This is a genomic window from Delftia sp. ZNC0008 (genome assembly GCF_000799035.1).
Classification (GTDB): domain Bacteria; phylum Pseudomonadota; class Gammaproteobacteria; order Burkholderiales; family Burkholderiaceae_C; genus Comamonas; species Comamonas tsuruhatensis.
Genome location: NZ_JTKZ01000969.1, coordinates 13,075 through 31,106, shown reverse-complemented (window position 1 = coordinate 31,106; position 18,032 = coordinate 13,075). Strand labels below are relative to the sequence as shown.

Genomic DNA, 18,032 nt, shown 5'->3' with positions numbered 1-18,032 from the left:
CCGCGTGTCTGCTCCATGAACGCTTCCCGCGCCGCCTCCAAGTCCACGGTCAAGAAAAAGGCCACCAAGCCCCCCGAAGCCTCCAAGGCGCGCCCCAAGGCCGGCGCGCGCCGCATCGCCGTGATCGGTGCCGGCATGGCGGGCCTGGCCTGCGCCCGCACGCTGATGCAGGCCGGCCACGATGTCCATGTCTACGAACGGCTGCCCCAGGTGGGCGGGCGCATGCGCTCCGTCAACGCCGCGCATGGCGCCTTCGACATCGGCGCGCAGTATTTCACCGTGCGCGACAAGCGCTTCGAGCTGGCCCTGCAGACCGTGCCCGGCCTGTGCCGCCCCTGGAGCGTGAGCACGCTGCGCGTGCTGGATGCGCAGGGTCGCCAGTCCAGCGCCGCACCCGCACCCACCGAGGCCCATTGGGTGGCCACGCCCGACATGCAGGCCCTGCCCATGGCCTGGGCCGCGCCGCTGTGGGACGCCGACCGCCTGCATCTGGGCCAGCGCGTGACCAAGCTCGAACGCCAGCCCGGCTCGCGCGGCTGGAGCCTGCATGTGGAGACGACCGAGCCGACCACGCAGATCCGCACGGGATTCGATGAAGTGATACTCGCCCTGCCCGCGCCCCAGGCGCGCCAGCTGCTGCAGACCACGCCCCTGGCCCTGTCGCTGGTGCAGGGCATGGCGGCCGTGGAGATGGCACCGTGCTGGGCGCTGACGCTGTCCTATCCCATGGCCACCGAGGCCGGCCTGTCCACCCTGGGCCCACAGTGGAATGCAGCCCGTACCACCCATGAGCGTGCAGTCTGGGTGGCGCGCGAATCGTCCAAGCCGGGACGCTCCCAGAGCGAGCGATGGACCGTGCTGGCCAGCCCCCAATGGTCCCAGGAGCACCGCTCCGACGACGCGCCCCGCGTGCTGGCCAAGATGCAGAAGGCCTTTGGCGAGATCACGCGCATCCGCATCCCCCCCCGCCATGCCAGCGTCTATCTCTGGCCCCATGCCCAGACCCTGTCGCCGCTGGGCAGCAGCCATTTGCGCAACAAGGACGCCGGCCTGGGCCTGTGCGGCGACTGGTGCATTGGCCGCCGTGTCGAGGATGCCTTTGTCTCGGGGCTGGAGATGGCGCTGGCCATGGTTGCGGACTGAGCCGGGGCAGTGTCCGGCTCCCAGGTCATGGCAAGGGGCGGCGCGAGGCTTTAACATCCGGCCCCGATGATTTGCGCCGTCCCTCAGTCCCCCGATCCCGGCATTGCCACCGCGGCCTCCCCCTATGTGGGCCGCTTTGCGCCCTCGCCCACGGGCCTGCTGCACGCAGGCTCCCTGGTGGCAGCGCTGGCCAGCTGGCTGGATGCCCGGGCCCACGGCGGGCGCTGGCTGGTGCGCATCGAGGACATAGATCCCCCGCGCTGCCAGCCCGGTGCCGACATGGCCATCCTGGGCCAGCTCGCCGCCTGCAGCCTGCTGCCCGACGAGGAGCCGGTCTGGCAATCCCGCCGCGGCGCCCTCTACGAGGCCGCTGTGGAGCAGCTCAAGGCCAGCGGCCTGGCCTATCCCTGCGGCTGCACGCGCAAGGACATCGAGGCCGCCTGGGACCGCCTGGGCTGGATCCATGAACGCCATGTGGAGCGCCCCTACCCCGGCACCTGCCGCGACGGCCTGCATGGCAAGAGCCCCCGCGCCTGGCGCTTTGCGCTGGACCACTTTGCCGGCCGCCACCCCGTGCTGCGCTGGCAGGACCGCCGCATGGGCGCCCAGCAACAGGACGTGACCCACAGCGTCGGCGACTTCGTGCTGCGCCGGGCCGATGGCCTGTGGGCCTACCAGCTCGCCGTGGTCGTCGATGACGGCCTGCAGGGCGTCACCCATGTGGTGCGCGGCGCCGACCTCGCCGACAATACGCCCCGCCAGATGCTGCTGCAGCGCGCCCTGGGCCTGCCCGCCCCGCAGTACCTGCATACGCCGCTGGTGCTCATGCCTGACGGCGAGAAACTTTCCAAGCAGCACGGCGCCCCCGCCCTGGACCTGAGCGTCCCCCTGGCCACGCTTCGCACCGCCGCCACCCACCTGGGCCTGCCCCAGCCTTCTCCACAGACCGCATTGGGCGAAGCGCTGCAGTTCTGGGTACGGAGCTGGCGCCATACATACAATTGAGCCCGTGAACCCAATTCCTTCCTCCCACGCCGAGCAGTCCCTGGACGGCGACATCCCGAACACCATGCCCGCTGCCTCCGGCACGCCGCATGATTGCCCTTCACCCTCCACGCCTGCGGCCGCGCGTACCGGCCAGCCGCCCGAGGGCGTGGCCCATCCCAAGACCATCAAGAGCTATGTGCGCCGCGCCGGCCGCACCACGACCGGCCAGGCCAAGGCCTTCGAGGAACTGGGCCCGCGCTTCGTGCTCAACTACCAGGCCGCGCCGCTGGACGCAGCAGCCACCTATGGCCGCCAGGGCCGTCTGATCCTGGAGATCGGCTTCGGCATGGGCGAGGCCACGGCACACATTGCGCGCGTGCGCCCGGACGACAACTTCCTTTGCTGCGAGGTGCACGAGCCTGGCGTGGGCGCCCTGCTCAAGCGCATTGGCGAGCAGGACATCACCAACATCCGCATCCTGCAGCACGACGCCGTCGAAGTCATAGACAACATGCTGCCCGAGGCCAGCCTCGACGGCGTGCACATCTTCTTTCCCGATCCCTGGCACAAGAAGAAGCACAACAAGCGCCGCCTGATCCAGGAGCCTCTGGTGGCCAAGCTGGCGCGCCGGCTGCGCCCCGGTGGCTACATCCACTGCGCCACCGACTGGGAACCCTACGCAGTGCAGATGCTGGAAGTGCTGGGCGCCGAGCCCCTGCTGGCCAACACGGCACAAGGCTATGCCGCCAAGCCCGACTACCGGCCGCTGACCAAGTTCGAGAACCGCGGGATCCGCCTGGGCCACGGCGTATGGGATCTGGTGTTTGAGCGCCGCTGAGCCGGTCGCGCCCTCCTCCAAGACAAGGCCTCGCATGCAGCCATTGCTACAGAATCTGGTCGAGATGACGGCCCACCGGGACCATCTGCGATTGGAAATCTCGGTGCTGTCCACCTTGTTCAAGCTCAACGGCGTGGTGCAGGTGAGGGCGCTGGAGCTGTTCGCCATGCCTGACGGCAGGCACTGCGTGCGTGCGCGCACCTGGAGCCAGGGCGATGAGGTCATGTCCACCGATGCCGAGGCCCTGTACGACCCGCAGAGCGTGGAGCTGTCCTCCATGCCCTCGCTGCAGCAGGCCCTGCAGCAGCGCGCCCTGGTCGCCTCGGCCGTGCAGCCCGATGGCCGCCATGTGCTGTGGCTGCCGCTGTGGCGCCAGGAGACGGCCTACCACTGCCTGGAGATTGCCCAGTCCACGGCCTTCTCGCCCAGCCGGCTGGATGTGATCCAGGGCATCTTCGGCGTCTATCACAACTACCAGAGCCTGCTGGACTACAGCGAGCGCGACGCGCTGACCGGCCTGCTCAACCGCAAGACCTTCGACGAGCAGTTCCTGCGCCTGTCTCTGCAGGAGCCGCCGGCAGCCATGCCTGGCGTGGCCACGCAAGATGTTCCGGGCCAGTGGCTGGCCGCCATCGACATCGACCATTTCAAGCGCATCAACGACCGCTTCGGCCATCTGTATGGCGACGAGGTGCTGATCCTGGTGGCCAACATCCTGCGCAGCTGCTTCGATGCCAAGGACCGCGTATTCCGCTTCGGCGGAGAGGAGTTCGTGGTGCTGCTGCGCTCGGTCAGCCTGGCCAATGCGCGCAAGGCGCTGGAGCGCCTGCGCCACGATGTGGAGAGCTACGAGTTTCCCCAGGTCGGCCGCATCACCGTGAGCGCGGGATTTGCCGCCATGGGCACGGGCGCGCCCGTGGAGGTTCTGGGGCATGCCGACCAGGCGCTCTACCACGCCAAGGAACATGGCCGCAACCAGACCTGGTACTACGGCGACCTGATCACCCAGGGATTGCTGGCACCCCAGGTGAACAGCAACGACATCGAACTGTTCTGAGCCCGACCTGAGGCCAGGCCGGTCAGGCCGGGTCGGTCAGGCCGGGTCGGCCACGCGCACGCAGTCGCGCCCGGCGTGCTTAGCCTCGTAGAGCATGGCATCGGCACGCTGCAGCAGTTGCTGCACGCCCTCGCCGCCACGCAATTGGGCCACGCCAAAGCTGGCCGTCAGCATCAGATCCAGCCCGTGGACATGCACGGGCATGGTGCGCACGGTCTCGCGCAGTTGACCGGCCAGTGCCCCGGCCCGAGCCGCAGCGACACCAGGGATCACGATCAGGAACTCCTCCCCGCCGTAGCGCGCCATCCAGTGCGCCGACGAATCCAGCTCCAGCGCACGCTGGCAGCGCAGCGCCACCTCGCGCAGCGCGGCGTCGCCAGCGGCATGGCCGTGCCTGTCGTTCACCCGCTTGAAGTGGTCCACGTCCACGAACATCACGCTCAGCGCCGCGCCCCGGTCCCGGCTCTGGACGACCTCGGTCGCCAGGCGCTCGTCCATGGCGCGCCGGTTGAGGCAGCCCGTCAGCGCGTCGGTCAGCGACATGCGCTTGACCTCTTCCACCAGCTCCTGCAGTTGCCCGGTGCGCTGGGCCACCAGCAGGTCCAGATGCTCGATGTGGCCGCGCAGGTCATGCTGCAGCTGGGCAAAGCCCTGCACCACCAGATCGATCTCGTCGTGCTGGCCGCGCCGGGTCCGCTCCAGCACCAGAGGCCGCGACAGCTCGTTGGGCTTGAGGCTGGCCGCAAAGCCTGCAATCTGCTGCAGCGGCTGGCGAAGTTCGCGGCGCATCACCCAGGCCACCATCAGGCAGACCAGGGCCGTGAACAGCGCATAGCCCAGCAGCACGCGCAGCGTGGAGTCGCGCAGCACCTCCAGGTAGTGGCCCCGGTTTTCCCAGACCTGCAACTCACCCAGCGGCAGGCTGGACTGGCTGTGCCTGGGCGCCGCAATGGCCATGGACACGGCGGGAGCCTGGCCATCCCTGGGCTCGCCGGCCTCGTACATCTCGCCCGTGGAGGTGACGCGCAGCTGCACATGGCCGACCAGGGGCAGCCGGCCCAGCCACTGCACCTGCTCGTGCACCAGGGCAGGCTCTATATCCCACAGCGCTGCCGACAGCGAGATCATGCTGTTGGTCACCACCGTCTCCATGGAACGGCGAAACTCCTGCTGCCCCTTGCGGTACTCCCACCAGGCGTGGGCACCGCCGAACACCAGCATGCAGGCCACGGCCAGCAGCATGATGCGCACAATCAGCAAGGAGGCGATCGAACGGAAGCGGGGCATGGAAGGCGCTCAGCGCAGCAGGTGCTTCAACTCGAATCCGTAGCGCCGCAGCCGGGGATTGAGGTGCTTGCTGTAGCTGCGAAAGTCCAGCGGAGCCAGGGGCGCGCTGATCCTGTGCTCGTAGCGGTCGATCTGGGACTTGTCCAGCAAGGCGAACATGGGCCGCACCTGCTCCAGCCCTTCGGTGGCGAAATCGCTGCCGTGCGCATGGTCGTACAGCATGACCAGGGCCCAGGCACCCGTGAGGAAATGGCCGCCCGCCAACGCGCTCAGCTCGCCCGTGCGCAGCGCCGTCATGGCGGCGGCCGATGAATTGATGGCACTGAAGAAGGCATCGTGCCCGGGCGCTCCCCCGCGCGCGCGCCAGGCCTGCATGGCGCCAAAGGCCATCTCGTCGTTGCCGGCCCACACCAGGCGCACTTCGGGATAGCGCTGGAACAGCACGGCCGCCTGCTGCTCGGCGCGTTCGCGGCGCCATTCGCCAAAGACTTCCTGCTGCAGCACCACGTCGCCGGCCTCGGCCGCTGCGCGGCGCATGCCGGCATTGCGCTCCACCGACGAGGGCGTGGAGCGGTCGCCGGCAATGGCCACCATGTGCAGCCGGCCATCGGCCGCACGCGCGTGGCCCGACGCCCGCGCGGCGGCGAACAAGGCCTTGGCCGTGAGGTAGCCGGCCTCTTCGGCGCCCGGCTCCAGGCTGCCCAGCCAGTGGCGATAGCGCTCTCGCGCCACGCCGGTCTGGCCACGCAATGTCTCGGGCACGCCACTGAAGGCCATGAAGCTGTCTATGCCTGCCGCCTCCAGCGTGCGCAGGATTTCGGGCGCCACGCTGTAGTCGTTGGTGAACATCACGTAGCGGGGCCGCTGCGCCTTGGGCAGGGCCGCGATCTGCCGCGCGATCTCGATGGGGCGCAGGTGGTCGCGCTGCGCATAGCGCACCTGCAGCTGCATGCCCAGGCTGCTGGCCGCGTCCTGCATGGCCTCGCTGACCGTGGTCCAGTAGCGCTCGTCGGACCGGCCGGGGTTGATGAAGACCACGCTTTGCGCGGCGGCAGCGGCCGATTGCGCCACCACGCCCATCACCCACGCCATGCGCAGCGCCCACGGCAAGACGCCCCGGTGGAGGAATCCACCGGGGCGTCCCGAAGCGGGAGCAGCAGCAATCATCTGCCGCGCAGCTGGATCAGGCGCGCTCTGCCACCCAGGCCTGCACGGCGGCCAGCGCGGCCGGCAGGCCCGCTGCATCCGTGCCACCGGCCATGGCCATGTCGGGCTTGCCGCCGCCCTTGCCGCCGACCTGGCTGGCCACGAAGTTCACCAGCTCGCCAGCCTTGATGCGCGAGGTCTCGGCCTTGGTCACGCCGGCAGCCAGCTGCACCTTGTCGCCATCGACCGCCGCCAGCACGATGGCGGCGGCGCCCAGCTTGTCCTTGAGCTTGTCCATGGTCTCGCGCAGGGTCTTGGCATCGGCGCCTTCCAGCCTGGCGGCCAGCACCTTGATGCCCTTGACGTCGACGGCCTGACCGGCCAGTTCGTCGCCCTGGCTGGAAGCGAGCTTGCCCTTGAGCGCAGCCACTTCCTTCTCCAGCGCACGGATCTGCTCCAGCGCGCCGCCGATGCGGGTGTTCAGCTCGGCCGTCGGCGCCTTCAGCGCAGCGGCCGCCTGGTCCACCGTGGATTCCAGCGATTGCAGGTAGGCCAGCGCGTTCTCGCCGGTCACCGCCTCGATGCGGCGCACGCCAGCGGCCACGCCGCCTTCGCCCACCACCTTGAACAGGCCGATGTCGCCCGTGCGCTGCACGTGGGTGCCGCCGCACAGCTCGCGGCTGGTGCCGATGTCCAGCACGCGCACGGAGTCGCCGTACTTCTCGCCGAACAGCATCATGGCGCCCGTGGCCTTGGCCGATTCGATGTCCATCACCCGCGCGTCGGTGGGCGTGTTGGCCAGGATCTCGGCGTTCACGCGGCGCTCGATCTCGCGGATCTCGGCAGCGGTCACGGCCTGGTTGTGGGCAAAGTCGAAGCGCGTGCGCTCGGCGTTGACCAGCGAGCCCTTTTGCTGCACGTGGTCGCCCAGCACTTCGCGCAGGGCCTTGTGCATGATGTGCGTGACCGAGTGGTTGCGCATGGTGGCGGCACGCAGCTGCGTGTCCACCTCGGCCTGCACGGCATCGCCCACCTTCAGGCTGCCGGACTCCAGCACGCCATGGTGGCCGAACACATCGGCCTTGATCTTGAGCGTGTCCTCGACCGCGAAGCGCGCGCCTGCGGTGCTGATCACGCCCTGGTCGCCCACCTGGCCACCGGACTCGGCGTAGAAGGGTGTGGTGTCGAGCACGACCACGCCGCTCTGGCCGGCCTTGAGTTCCTGCACGGCGCTGCCTTCGGCATACAGTGCCACCACCCTGGCGGCCTCGGCCAGCTTCTGGTAGCCGGTGAAAGCATTGGCCTGGCCCGTGTACTCGAGGGCGCGGTCCATCTTGAACTTGCCAGCCGCGCGGGCCTTGTTCTTCTGTTCTTCCATGGCGGCCTGAAAGCCTGCCTCGTCCACGCCCAGGCCGCGCTCGCGGCAGACGTCGTTGGTCAGGTCCAGCGGGAAGCCATAGGTGTCGTGCAGCTTGAAGGCCACGTCGCCGGGCAGCACCTTGGCGCCACCGGCCAGCGCCGCATCCAGGATTTCCATGCCGTTGGCCAGGGTCTCGAAGAAGCGTTCTTCCTCGACCTTGAGCACTTCGGTGATGCGCGCTTCCTGCTCGCGGATCTTGGGATAGGCGTCGCCCATCACGGCCACGAGGTCCTTGACCAGCTTGTGGAAGAACGGAGTCTTCTGGCCCAGCTTGTAGCCGTGGCGGATGGCGCGGCGCACGATGCGGCGCTGCACGTAGCCGCGGCCTTCGTTGGACGGGATCACGCCGTCGGCCACCAGGAAGGAGGTGGCGCGGATGTGGTCGGCAATGACCTTGAGCGACGGGGTCTCGAGGTCGGCAATGTGCGTCTCGCGCGCAGCCGCCTTGATCAGTGCCTGGAACAGGTCGATCTCGTAGTTGCTGTGCACATGCTGCAGGATGGCGGCCAGGCGCTCCAGGCCCATGCCGGTATCCACGCAGGGGGCGGGCAGCGGCTTGACGTTGCCCTGCTCGTCCATGTCGAACTGCATGAACACGTTGTTCCAGATCTCGATGAAGCGGTCGCCGTCTTCGTCAGGGCTGCCCGGAGGGCCGCCGGCCACGTGCGCGCCGTGGTCGTAGAAGATTTCCGAGCAGGGGCCGCAGGGGCCGGTGTCGGCCATCATCCAGAAGTTGTCGCTCTTGTAGCGGCCGCCCTTGTTGTCGCCGATGCGGATCACGCGCTCGGGCGGCAGGCCGATTTCCTTGGTCCAGATGTCGTAGGCCTCGTCGTCCTCGGCGTAGACCGTGGCCAGCAGGCGCTCCTTGGGCAGCTTGTAGACCTCGGTCAGCAGTTCCCAGGCCCACTTGAGCGACTCGCGCTTGAAGTAGTCGCCAAAGGACCAGTTGCCCAGCATCTCGAAGAAGGTGTGGTGGCGGGCGGTGTAGCCCACGTTTTCCAGGTCGTTGTGCTTGCCGCCTGCGCGCAGGCAGGTCTGCACCGAGGTGGCACGCGTGTAGGGGCGCTTGTCGGTACCCAGGAACACGTCCTTGAACTGGACCATGCCCGAGTTGGTGAACATCAGCGTCGGGTCGTTGCCGGGCACCAGGGGGCTCGACTCCACGATGGTGTGGCCCTTGGATGCGAAAAAGTCCAGAAAGCTCTTGCGAATGTCGGCAACGGTGAAAGTGGGTGTGCTCATGGTGTCTAGGAGTTCGGAGCGCGCACGCGGGGCGCTGTCCCTGGCGGGAGGGTGTCCCGTCGGGACCAACGCGCATTATAGGTTTGCCCCATCGTCGCGGCAGCGAGCCCTGCCTAGCCTCCATCACGCACGTGGCCAAAGAAGGCCTCTCCTCCCATCTGCCCGCCCTTGAGCACGATCTCCAGCCCGCCGCGCTGGCCGGATCGCTGACATGCGTGCGCAACAGCGGCGCGCGACTGGCCGGTCCGCGGCGCCTACAGCTGTGGGTGGCGCCCCATCCGGGCCGCAGGGCCGACATTCTTGCGCTGGAGAAATGGCTGGTGCAGGAGATGGGGGAGATGGCTAGCACAGGCGATCTCGCCGTTCCCTGATCCCGCTCAGACTGCGCGCGATGGGCGCCCTGGATAATCGCCAGCCGGAACCACAGCAAGCACACCATGGCGCAACCACAGACACCCGAGCCTCATTCCGCCAAACCGGCCCAACCAGGCAAAAGCCGCATCGTGCCCTGGCTCATCGGCCTGCCCGTGGCCTTCTTCGCTGTGCTCATGCTGGCTGGCCAGTTGCTGTCCACGCCCGAAGGCGAGGCGCGCTGGGTGGAGCGCGAAACCATCAAGATCTGCCGCAAGGAAACCGCCAGGCCTGAGGCCGAGCGCAAGACGCGGCAGTTTGAATCGGTGCAGGACTGCGACAGGCTCGAATTCGACTTCAAGCAGCGCTACGGTGAAAACCCCTGAGGCGGAGCCGCAACGGAAAATGCCCCCACGCTCCCCTGCTTCGCAAGGTCCGCTGCCCCCCAGGGGGCCAGCTTTTTGCCTTGGGGCGGCCCGGCGACAAAAAAGGCCGGCAGAGCCGGCCTTTGGCTTGCAAGGGCCCGTTCAGTCGCGCGTCTCGATGGCCCGGTTGATGCCCAGCGCCGCCAGCGTGCACAGCGCGCCCGACAGCAGATAGATGCCCAGCGCCACCAGGCCGAAGCGCGAGGACACGCCCAGCGCCACCAGCGGGGCAAAGGCCGCGCCGACCAGCCAGGCCATGTCCGAGGACAGGGCCGCGCCCGTATAGCGATAGCGCGAGGGGAAGTTGGCCGTCACCGTGCCTGCCGCCTGCCCGTAGGACAGGCCCAGCAGGATGAAGCCGACGATGATGAACACGTTGTTGCCCGTGGTGCCGCTGCCCAGCAGCCAGGGAGCCACAAAGCTGAAGATGCCGATCAGGCAGGCCATGGTGCCCAGCGTGTTGCGCCGCCCCACCCGGTCGGCCAGCCAGCCCGAAACCATGATGGCGCCGGCCGCACAGAAGGCGCCAACGATCTGCACGCCCAGCACATGGTTCACCGACTGGTCCGAATACAGCGAGATCCAGGACAGCGGGAAGATGGTCACCAGATGGAAGAGCGCAAAGCTGGCAAGGGCTGCAAAGGCGCCGATGACCACGTTGCGGCCCTCGTCGCGCATCAGCGGCACCACGCCCATGGGCTCCAGCTCGCGCTGCGCCAGCAGCTCGGTGTAGGACTGGCCCACCACCAGGCGCAACCGGGCAAACAGTGCCACCACGTTGATGGCAAAGGCCACGCAGAAGGGATAGCGCCAGCCCCAGCTGAGGAACTCGTCGGCATCCACATGGGCATAGATGAAGGCAAACAGGCCTGCCGCCAGCACAAAGCCCAGCGGCGCACCCAACTGCCCGATCATCGAATACCAGCCCCGCCGGTTCTGGGGCGCCGACATGGCCAGCAGCGACGGCAGTCCGTCCCAGGAGCCGCCCAGTGCAATGCCCTGGCCGATGCGCAGCAGCGCCAGCACGATGATGGCGTTCACGCCCGCCTGCTGGTAGCTGGGCAGGAAGGCCATGCCCACCGTACACACGCCCAGCAGGAAGAGCGCCAGCGTCAGCTTGGTCGCCCGGCCCCAGCGCCGCTGCACGGCCATGGACAGCGCCGTGCCCAACGGCCGCGCCACGAAGGCCAGCGCGAAGATGCCGAACGACATCAACGTGCCGTCAAGCTTGGAAAGATAGGGGAACAGCAGTGCCGGGAAGACCAGCACGCAAGCGATGCCGAACACGAAGAAGTCGAAGTACTCCGAGGATCGCCCCAGAATCACGCCGACGGCGATCTCGTTGGGCGTGACATCTTCGTGGGTGTCGGCGCGGGACAGAGATTCCTTGCTTTCGTAGCTTCCGTTGGGGAAGCTTGCAGTTGTGTCGAGGCCGCTCATAGATGGATGCTCCTTGTCTCGTCTCACTGACAGCTCCGTTCTACGCCCTCGCTTGATCTGGCGCAAGGCGGTTTCACCTCGACCGGACTTGGTGTTTTTCCTGCTGCGCGCGGCCGAAAAATGCGGCCTCCGGATCGCCGGGACCCCGCTGCCTGCCCCGCCAGGTAGCAGAAAGTTCCCGGCTTCTCCTTGACGTTGGACAAAATGTCCAATGGACAAATTTATACTTCGTAATACATTTGCCCGGATCTTGTAATCCGCGTTTCTATGTAAACGCGCTCTTGTTGCGCCCCTAGCATGCTAAAAATCAAGGAACTCCGTGGGCCTGCGTGGCTCACCGCGGCCGCTTTGACAGCCAGTCTCACTGGCTGCAGCAAAGCCGTCGTGCTCAACCCGGCCGGCGATATCGCCGCGCAGCAAGGCAACCTGGTGGTCACGGCCACCTTGCTGATGCTGATCATCATCATCCCGGTGATCATCCTCACGCTGCTGTTCGCCTGGAAATACCGCCAGTCGAACACCGAGGCCCACTACGACCCCGAATGGCACCACTCCACCACGCTGGAGCTGGTGATCTGGTCCGTGCCGCTGATGATCATCATCGCGCTGGGCGCCATCACCTGGATCAGCACCCACAAGCTCGACCCCTACCGCCCGCTGGACCGCGTCTCGGCCTCCAAGCCCTTGAGCACCGATGTCAAGCCGCTGGAAGTGCAGGTCGTGGCCATGGACTGGAAGTGGCTGTTCTTCATCCCTGAAAAGGGCATCGCCACCGTCAACGAGCTGGCCGCTCCCGTGGATCGTCCCATCCACTTCAAGCTGACCGCCACCTCGACGATGAACGCCTTCTACGTGCCTGACCTGGCCGGCATGATCTATGCCATGCCCGGCATGCAGACCGAGCTGAACGCAGTGATCAACAAGACCGGTGTGTTCCACGGCCTGGCATCGCACTACAGCGGCGCCGGCTTCTCGGGCATGACGTTCAAGTTCCACGGCCTCAGCGACGAGGAATTCGAGCAGTGGGTTGCCAAGGCCAAGTCCGAAGGCAAGGCCCTGAACCGCGACACCTACCTGAATCTGGTCAAGCCCAGCGAGCGCAACCCGGTCGAGCGCTTCGCCACCGTGGACGAAGGCCTGTACGACAAGGTGCTCAACCGCTGCGTCGAGGAAGGCAAGATGTGCATGCACCACATGATGGCCATCGATGCCGCGGGCGGCGAAGCCTATCTCAAGGCCGTGGGCATGAACCTGCCCCAGGATGTGTGCACGGTGCAAAACGCCGACCGCGTCGTGGCCTTCCTGGACCAGCGCGACGGCTCGGCCGCCAGCGCACAGCAATAAGCAGATAGCGGAAGCGGACGACGGCCAGCCCGCCGCCCGTTCCAAAACGACCTAAGAGACTCGATATGTCTGAACATACCTCCCCGGCACAGGCCCACTGGCTGCTGGGACGCATCACCTGGGACTCCATCCCGATGGCGCATGAGCCCATCGTGCTGGTGACCTTCATCGCCGTGGTGCTCGGCGGCCTCGGCGTGCTGGGCCTTCTCACCAAGTTCCGCCTGTGGGGCCCGCTGTGGCGCGACTGGCTGTGCAGCATCGACCACAAGAAGATCGGCATCATGTACATGATCCTCGGTCTGGTCATGCTGCTGCGCGGCTTCGCAGATGCGCTGATGATGCGCCTGCAGCAGGCCATGGCCTTCGGCGACAACCTGGGCTACCTGCCTCCGCACCACTACGACCAGATCTTCACGGCCCACGGCGTGATCATGATCTTCTTCGTGGCCATGCCCTTCGTGACCGGCCTGATGAACTACCTGGTGCCGCTGCAGATCGGCGCCCGCGACGTGTCCTTCCCATTCCTGAACAACTTCAGCTTCTGGATGACCACGGGCGGCGCCGTGCTGGTGATGATCTCGCTGTTCCTGGGCGAGTTCTCCACCTCCGGCTGGCTGGCCCTGTCCAACCTGGGGGCGCAGAACCCGGGGGTCGGGCTTGACTACTACATCTGGGGATTGCAGGTGGCCGGTGTCGGCACCACGCTGTCGGGCATCAACCTGATCGTGACCATCATCAAGATGCGCGCACCCGGCATGAACCTGATGAAGATGCCCGTCTTCACCTGGACTGCCCTGTGCACCAACGCGCTGATCGTGGCCTCGTTCCCCATCCTGACCGCAGCCCTGGTGCTGATGTCGCTGGACCGCTACGTCGGCACGAACTTCTTCACGAACGACCTGGGCGGCAACCCCATGCTGTACGTGAACCTGATCTGGATCTGGGGCCACCCCGAGGTCTACATCCTGATCCTGCCGTGCTTCGGCATCTTCTCCGAGATCGTCTCGACCTTCAGCCGCAAGCGCCTGTTCGGCTACACCTCCATGGTGTACGCGACGGTGTGTATCACCATCCTGTCCTACCTGGTGTGGCTGCACCACTTCTTCACCATGGGCTCGGGCGCCAGCGTGAACACGTTCTTCGGCATCACGACGATGATCATTTCGATCCCGACGGGTGCCAAGATATTCAACTGGCTGTTCACCATGTACCGCGGCCGCATCCGCTTCACCGTGCCGATGCTGTGGACCGTGGGCTTCATGTGCACCTTCGCCATCGGCGGCATGACCGGCGTGCTGCTGGCCGTTCCCCCGGCCGACTTCGTGCTGCACAACAGCCTGTTCCTGATCGCCCACTTCCACAACGTGATCATCGGCGGCGTGGTGTTCGGCGTGTTCGCCGGCATCAACTTCTGGTTCCCCAAGGCCTTCGGCTACAAGCTCGATGAGTTCTGGGGCAAGTGCTCGTTCTGGTTCTGGCTGGTCGGCTTCTGGGTGGCCTTCACGCCGCTGTACGTGCTGGGCCTGATGGGTGTGACGCGCCGCGCCAACCACTTCGAGGACCCCTCGCTGCAGATCTGGTTCATCATCGCCGCCTGCGGCGCAGGCCTGGTGGCCCTGGGCATCGGCAGCTTCCTGATGCAGCTCGTGGTCAGCTACTTCAAGCGCGACCAGCTGCGTGACGAAACCGGCGATCCATGGGAAGGCCGCACGCTGGAGTGGGCCACATCCTCGCCCCCGCCCCAGTACAACTTCGCCTTCACGCCCGTGGTGCATGAGATCGATGCCTGGTGGGATATGAAGAAGCACGGCTACCAGCGTCCGCTGACCGGCTTCAAGCCCGTGCACATGCCCGCCAACACCGGCGCCGGTGTCGTGATCGCTGCGCTGTCCACGGTCTTCGGCTTCGCGATGATCTGGCACATGTGGCCCCTGGCCATCGTGTCCTTCGCCGCCACCGTGCTGGCGTCGATCATCCACACGTTCAACTACAAGCGCGACTACTACATCCCCGCCGCGGAAGTCGCGGCCACGGAAGAACTGCGCACACAACAGCTGGCACGTCATGTCTGATATCCGTTACACCGCAGGCGGCGCTGCCGCCCTGGCCCCGCGTGAGTACCACCTCGCCGAGGAGCCCCATCCCGAAAACGGCACCGCTCTGGGCTTCTGGCTCTACCTGATGAGCGACTGCCTGATCTTTGCAGCGCTGTTCGCCACCTATGGCGTGCTGGGCCGCAACTACGCTGCAGGCCCCACGGGCGCCCAGCTGTTCGACCTGCCCCTGGTGGCGATGAACACGGCCTTCCTGCTGCTGTCGTCCATCACCTTCGGCTTCGCCATGCTGCAAAAGCAGCAGGGCAAGCTGGGCGGCACGCAGATGTGGCTGGCCATCACCGGCCTGTTCGGCCTGTGCTTCCTGGGCCTGGAACTCTATGAGTTCTCCCACCTGCTGCACGAGGGCGCTGGCCCTCAGCGCAGCGCCTTCCTGTCCTCGTTCTTCACGCTGGTGGGCACCCACGGCCTGCACGTGACCTTCGGCCTGATCTGGCTGGTCACGCTGATGATCCAGATCAACAAGCACGGCCTGACGCACGAGAACAACCGCCGCCTGATGTGCCTGTCGATGTTCTGGCACTTCTTGGACGTGGTCTGGATCGGCGTCTTCACTTTTGTTTATCTGATGGGGGTGCTGTAAATGGCTGCACACGACATCCACGCCGGCCACGGTCACCACGACCATCACGGCCATGACGACCACCACCACGATGCCGGCCCGCACAGCACGTTCTCGGGCTACATGTGGGGCTTCGTGCTCTCGATCATCCTGACGGCCATCCCGTTCTGGCTGGTGATGGGCAACATCATCTCGGACCGCTCGACGGCCGTGATGGTGCTCGGCGGCTTCGCCGTGGTGCAGATCCTGGTCCACATGGTCTTCTTCCTGCACATGAACGGCAAGATCGAAGGCGGCTGGACCCTGCTGTCCACCATCTTCACCGTGGTCTTCGTGGCCATCGGCATCGCAGGCACGCTGTGGGTCATGTTCCACATGAACACCAACATGATGCCCCAGCACACCATGCCGACCGATTCTGCGGCGCAGACGGCACCGGCCGTGGTCACGCCTTGACCGCATCCGGAAACTCCGGGCCCTCCAGCCGCGCAGGCGCATGGCGCCGGCGCGGCCCACTCGCTCAGGCGATGCTCATCTCGGTGGGCATCGCCTTGTTTTTGGGCTTCATCTTCCTGGGCAGCTGGCAGGTGCAGCGCCGCGCCTGGAAGCTGGATCTCATAGAGCGCGTGGAGCAGCGCGTGCACGCCGCACCCGCTGCCCTGCCCCCGCCCGCCGAATGGCCGCAGATCACGGCCGCCGACCATGAATACCGCGCCGTGCAGGCCAGCGGCCAATGGCTGACAGGCAAGACCGTGCTGACCCAGGCCGTGACCGAGCTGGGAGCAGGCTTCTGGGTGCTGACGCCGCTGCAGCTGGACGATGGCAGCCAGGTGCTGGTCAACCGGGGCTTCATCCCCACGGAGCAGCGCGCACGCTGGCAGGCGCAGCCCGGGCAGGCATCCCAGGACCAGGTGACGGTGTCCGGCCTGCTGCGCATCAGCGAGCCGCGCGGCGGTTTTCTGCGCGAGAACGATCCTGCTCAGCAGCGCTGGTTCTCGCGCGATGTGGCGGCCATTGCACAGGCCCAGGGCCTGGACCATGCTGCCCCCTACTTCATCGACGCCGGCCTGCCGGGCCAGCCCGTGGCGGACGGCACCTGGCCGCGCCCGGGCATGACCGTGATCCGCTTTCCCAACAGCCACCTGGTCTACGCACTGACCTGGTACGGATTGGCGCTGATGGTGGTCGGTGCCGCCTGGCTGGTCAGGCGCAATGACCGGCAGCCGGCCGACAAGCCATAGAACCGCCTTGCGCAGGCAATGGGGCCATCGATGACATCGGTGGCCCTTTTTCTTCAGTCCTCTACAAGACCCTGCCGCGCCACGGCTGCCTGCGGTAGCGCACAATCGCCCGCGTGAATTCGCCTTCAGAGTCCCTGTTCCGCGTCGAGCGCACCACCGAACGCCAGAACATGCAGCTGCTGATACAGCTGCGCTGGTTTGCCGTGGTCGGGCAGGTGATCACCATCTCCCTGGTGCACTACGGCTTCGGCATCAACCTGCCGCTGCCGGCCATGGCCCTGGTGCTGATGGCCAGCGTATTCACCAACCTCGGCTACATCTACTGGTACCGCAGCCACCGCCGCCAGATCTCGGCGCGCAACCTGTTCCTGGCCCTGCTGGCCGACGTGCTCGCCCTGGCCATACAGCTGTATCTGAGCGGCGGCGCCAGCAATCCCTTCATCTACCTGTTCCTGCTGCAGGGCATTCTGGGCGCCGTGCTGCTCAGGCCCGTGCACGCCTGGATCATCGTCGCCAGCACCTCGCTGTGCACCCTGGTGCTGGCCATCGTGCACTGGCCCCTGCCCATTGGCGCGGCGGGACCGGACGGGCTGCCCGGCCTGTACGTGAGCGGCATCCTGATCAGCTTCGGGCTGACCACAGTGCTGCTGGTGGTCTTCCTGCGCCGCATCGTCTCCAACCTGCGACGGCGCGACGCGCGGCTGGCCAACATGCGCCAGCGCGCCAGCGAGGAAGAGCACATCGTGCGCATGGGCCTGCTGGCCACGGGCGCGGCGCACGAGCTGGGCACGCCGCTGTCGACCATGTCCGTCATCCTGGGCGACTGGCAGCGCATGCCCGCCATCACGCAAGATCCCGATCTGCTCGCCGACCTGCAGGAGATGCAGCAGCAGCTGCTGCGCTGCAAATCCATCGTCTCCAGCGTGCTCATGTCGGCCGGCGAAACCCGCGCCGACGCGCCCCAGGCCACGACCTTGCATGCCTTCATGGATGGAGTGGTCGCCCAATGGCAGTCACGCCATGCGGTGGAGCGTTTCGACTATGTCCAGGCCGAAGAGGACTTCCCCATTCTTTCGGATACCGCGTTGCAGCAAATGGTTTGCAATGTGCTCGACAATGCCGCCGAGGCATCTCCCGGCCATGTGGCGCTGCACCTGTCCGTGCGCACCGGCATGCTGTGCATCACCGTGCGCGACAAGGGTCCCGGCTTTGCACCTGCCGTGCTGGAGCAGCTGGGCCAGCGCCATATCTCCACCAAGACGGAGCGCCCGGGCCGCGGACTGGGCCTGTTCCTGGTGCTCAACGTGGCGCGCTCGCTGGGCGGACGCGTTCAGGTGAGGAACACCCCGCCCAGGGGCAGCGAGGTGGAGATCCGCCTGCCCCTGTCATCGATTGCCATTGAACCCGGCGCCTGAAGCGGCGCCCACAGGAACCC

General features: G+C 66.7%; 16 protein-coding genes. 12 read left to right on the top strand and 4 right to left on the bottom strand.

All coding sequences use genetic code 11. The features are described from left to right. Nucleotides 1-15 precede the first annotated feature (15 nt). From L995_RS31155 to L995_RS31140, 4 genes are all read left to right on the top strand, one after another. Nucleotides 16-1,143 (top strand): NAD(P)/FAD-dependent oxidoreductase, encoded by a 1,128-nt coding sequence (locus L995_RS31155; protein WP_016447173.1) that lies wholly within the window; start codon nt 16-18, stop codon nt 1,141-1,143. Between the two features lie 66 nt (nt 1,144-1,209). Further along, nucleotides 1,210-2,148, top strand: coding sequence for a tRNA glutamyl-Q(34) synthetase GluQRS (gene gluQRS, locus L995_RS31150; RefSeq protein ID WP_047475381.1), 939 nt, complete (start codon nt 1,210-1,212; stop codon nt 2,146-2,148). A gap of 64 nt (nt 2,149-2,212) precedes the next feature. Further along, a complete protein-coding gene (gene trmB, locus L995_RS31145; protein WP_197065211.1) occupies nt 2,213-2,968 on the top strand; it encodes a tRNA (guanosine(46)-N7)-methyltransferase TrmB in 756 nt (251 codons plus the stop codon). A 34-nt stretch (nt 2,969-3,002) separates the two neighbouring features. Continuing rightward, on the top strand, nt 3,003-4,025 hold the full coding sequence (locus tag L995_RS31140) for a GGDEF domain-containing protein (protein ID WP_016447176.1): 1,023 nt from the start codon (nt 3,003-3,005) through the stop codon (nt 4,023-4,025). Nucleotides 4,026-4,061: 36 nt separating this feature from the next. On the opposite strand, the gene L995_RS31135 is transcribed toward L995_RS31140, so the two are convergent. From L995_RS31135 to alaS, 3 genes are all read right to left on the bottom strand, one after another. Beyond that, complete coding sequence (locus tag L995_RS31135; protein ID WP_047475379.1) at nt 4,062-5,312, bottom strand: GGDEF domain-containing protein; 1,251 nt, start codon at nt 5,310-5,312, stop codon at nt 4,062-4,064. Nucleotides 5,313-5,321: 9 nt separating this feature from the next. Then, the gene (locus L995_RS31130; protein ID WP_047475378.1) at nt 5,322-6,404 is read right to left on the bottom strand and encodes an ABC transporter substrate-binding protein; all 1,083 of its coding nucleotides are present in this window, start codon (nt 6,402-6,404) and stop codon (nt 5,322-5,324) included. 91 nt (nt 6,405-6,495) lie between these two features. Next, entirely contained in the window at nt 6,496-9,120 is a 2,625-nt protein-coding gene (gene alaS, locus L995_RS31125) for an alanine--tRNA ligase (RefSeq protein ID WP_016451657.1), read from the bottom strand. A 131-nt stretch (nt 9,121-9,251) separates the two neighbouring features. On the opposite strand from alaS, the gene L995_RS31120 reads away from it, so the two are divergent. Next, on the top strand, nt 9,252-9,491 hold the full coding sequence (locus L995_RS31120) for a hypothetical protein (protein WP_047475375.1): 240 nt from the start codon (nt 9,252-9,254) through the stop codon (nt 9,489-9,491). Nucleotides 9,492-9,557: 66 nt separating this feature from the next. Continuing rightward, a complete protein-coding gene (locus L995_RS31115; protein WP_047475372.1) occupies nt 9,558-9,857 on the top strand; it encodes a hypothetical protein in 300 nt (99 codons plus the stop codon). Nucleotides 9,858-9,998: 141 nt separating this feature from the next. Here L995_RS31115 and L995_RS31110 read toward each other — a convergent pair whose 3' ends face one another. Further along, nucleotides 9,999-11,336 (bottom strand): MFS transporter, encoded by a 1,338-nt coding sequence (locus L995_RS31110; protein ID WP_016447181.1) that lies wholly within the window; start codon nt 11,334-11,336, stop codon nt 9,999-10,001. A gap of 297 nt (nt 11,337-11,633) precedes the next feature. Here L995_RS31110 and cyoA point away from each other — a divergent pair, with 297 nt between their 5' ends. The 6 genes from cyoA (at nt 11,634) to L995_RS31080 (ending at nt 18,012) form a co-directional block, all read left to right on the top strand. Next, nucleotides 11,634-12,680 carry a ubiquinol oxidase subunit II gene (gene cyoA, locus L995_RS31105; protein WP_016447182.1) on the top strand — a complete coding sequence of 349 codons (1,047 nt, stop codon included), beginning with the start codon at nt 11,634-11,636 and terminating at the stop codon, nt 12,678-12,680. Between the two features lie 65 nt (nt 12,681-12,745). Continuing rightward, the gene (gene cyoB / locus L995_RS31100) at nt 12,746-14,752 is read left to right on the top strand and encodes a cytochrome o ubiquinol oxidase subunit I (protein WP_016447183.1); all 2,007 of its coding nucleotides are present in this window, start codon (nt 12,746-12,748) and stop codon (nt 14,750-14,752) included. Then, nucleotides 14,745-15,377, top strand: coding sequence for a cytochrome o ubiquinol oxidase subunit III (gene cyoC / locus L995_RS31095; RefSeq protein WP_016447184.1), 633 nt, complete (start codon nt 14,745-14,747; stop codon nt 15,375-15,377). Before cyoB ends, cyoC begins: the two co-directional genes overlap by 8 nt. Next, on the top strand, nt 15,378-15,812 hold the full coding sequence (cyoD, locus tag L995_RS31090; protein WP_047475370.1) for a cytochrome o ubiquinol oxidase subunit IV: 435 nt from the start codon (nt 15,378-15,380) through the stop codon (nt 15,810-15,812). A gap of 71 nt (nt 15,813-15,883) precedes the next feature. Continuing rightward, nucleotides 15,884-16,597 (top strand): SURF1 family protein, encoded by a 714-nt coding sequence (locus tag L995_RS31085; protein WP_047475367.1) that lies wholly within the window; start codon nt 15,884-15,886, stop codon nt 16,595-16,597. Nucleotides 16,598-16,710: 113 nt separating this feature from the next. Continuing rightward, nucleotides 16,711-18,012: an ATP-binding protein gene (locus tag L995_RS31080; protein WP_047475365.1), complete on the top strand. Its 1,302-nt coding sequence runs from the start codon at nt 16,711-16,713 to the stop codon at nt 18,010-18,012. Nucleotides 18,013-18,032 lie beyond the last annotated feature (20 nt).

Coding starts and splice junctions, on each gene's coding strand:
- L995_RS31140 (WP_016447176.1), top strand. CDS start 3,003: ATGCAGCCATTGCTACAGAATCTGGTCGAGATGACGGCCCACCGGGAC.
- L995_RS31085 (WP_047475367.1), top strand. CDS start 15,884: ATGCTCATCTCGGTGGGCATCGCCTTGTTTTTGGGCTTCATCTTCCTG.
- L995_RS31110 (WP_016447181.1), bottom strand. CDS start 11,336: ATGAGCGGCCTCGACACAACTGCAAGCTTCCCCAACGGAAGCTACGAA.
- L995_RS31115 (WP_047475372.1), top strand. CDS start 9,558: ATGGCGCAACCACAGACACCCGAGCCTCATTCCGCCAAACCGGCCCAA.
- trmB (WP_197065211.1), top strand. CDS start 2,213: ATGCCCGCTGCCTCCGGCACGCCGCATGATTGCCCTTCACCCTCCACG.
- L995_RS31135 (WP_047475379.1), bottom strand. CDS start 5,312: ATGCCCCGCTTCCGTTCGATCGCCTCCTTGCTGATTGTGCGCATCATG.
- alaS (WP_016451657.1), bottom strand. CDS start 9,120: ATGAGCACACCCACTTTCACCGTTGCCGACATTCGCAAGAGCTTTCTG.
- cyoD (WP_047475370.1), top strand. CDS start 15,378: ATGGCTGCACACGACATCCACGCCGGCCACGGTCACCACGACCATCAC.
- gluQRS (WP_047475381.1), top strand. CDS start 1,210: ATGATTTGCGCCGTCCCTCAGTCCCCCGATCCCGGCATTGCCACCGCG.
- cyoB (WP_016447183.1), top strand. CDS start 12,746: ATGTCTGAACATACCTCCCCGGCACAGGCCCACTGGCTGCTGGGACGC.
- cyoA (WP_016447182.1), top strand. CDS start 11,634: ATGCTAAAAATCAAGGAACTCCGTGGGCCTGCGTGGCTCACCGCGGCC.
- cyoC (WP_016447184.1), top strand. CDS start 14,745: ATGTCTGATATCCGTTACACCGCAGGCGGCGCTGCCGCCCTGGCCCCG.
- L995_RS31155 (WP_016447173.1), top strand. CDS start 16: ATGAACGCTTCCCGCGCCGCCTCCAAGTCCACGGTCAAGAAAAAGGCC.
- L995_RS31130 (WP_047475378.1), bottom strand. CDS start 6,404: ATGGCGTGGGTGATGGGCGTGGTGGCGCAATCGGCCGCTGCCGCCGCG.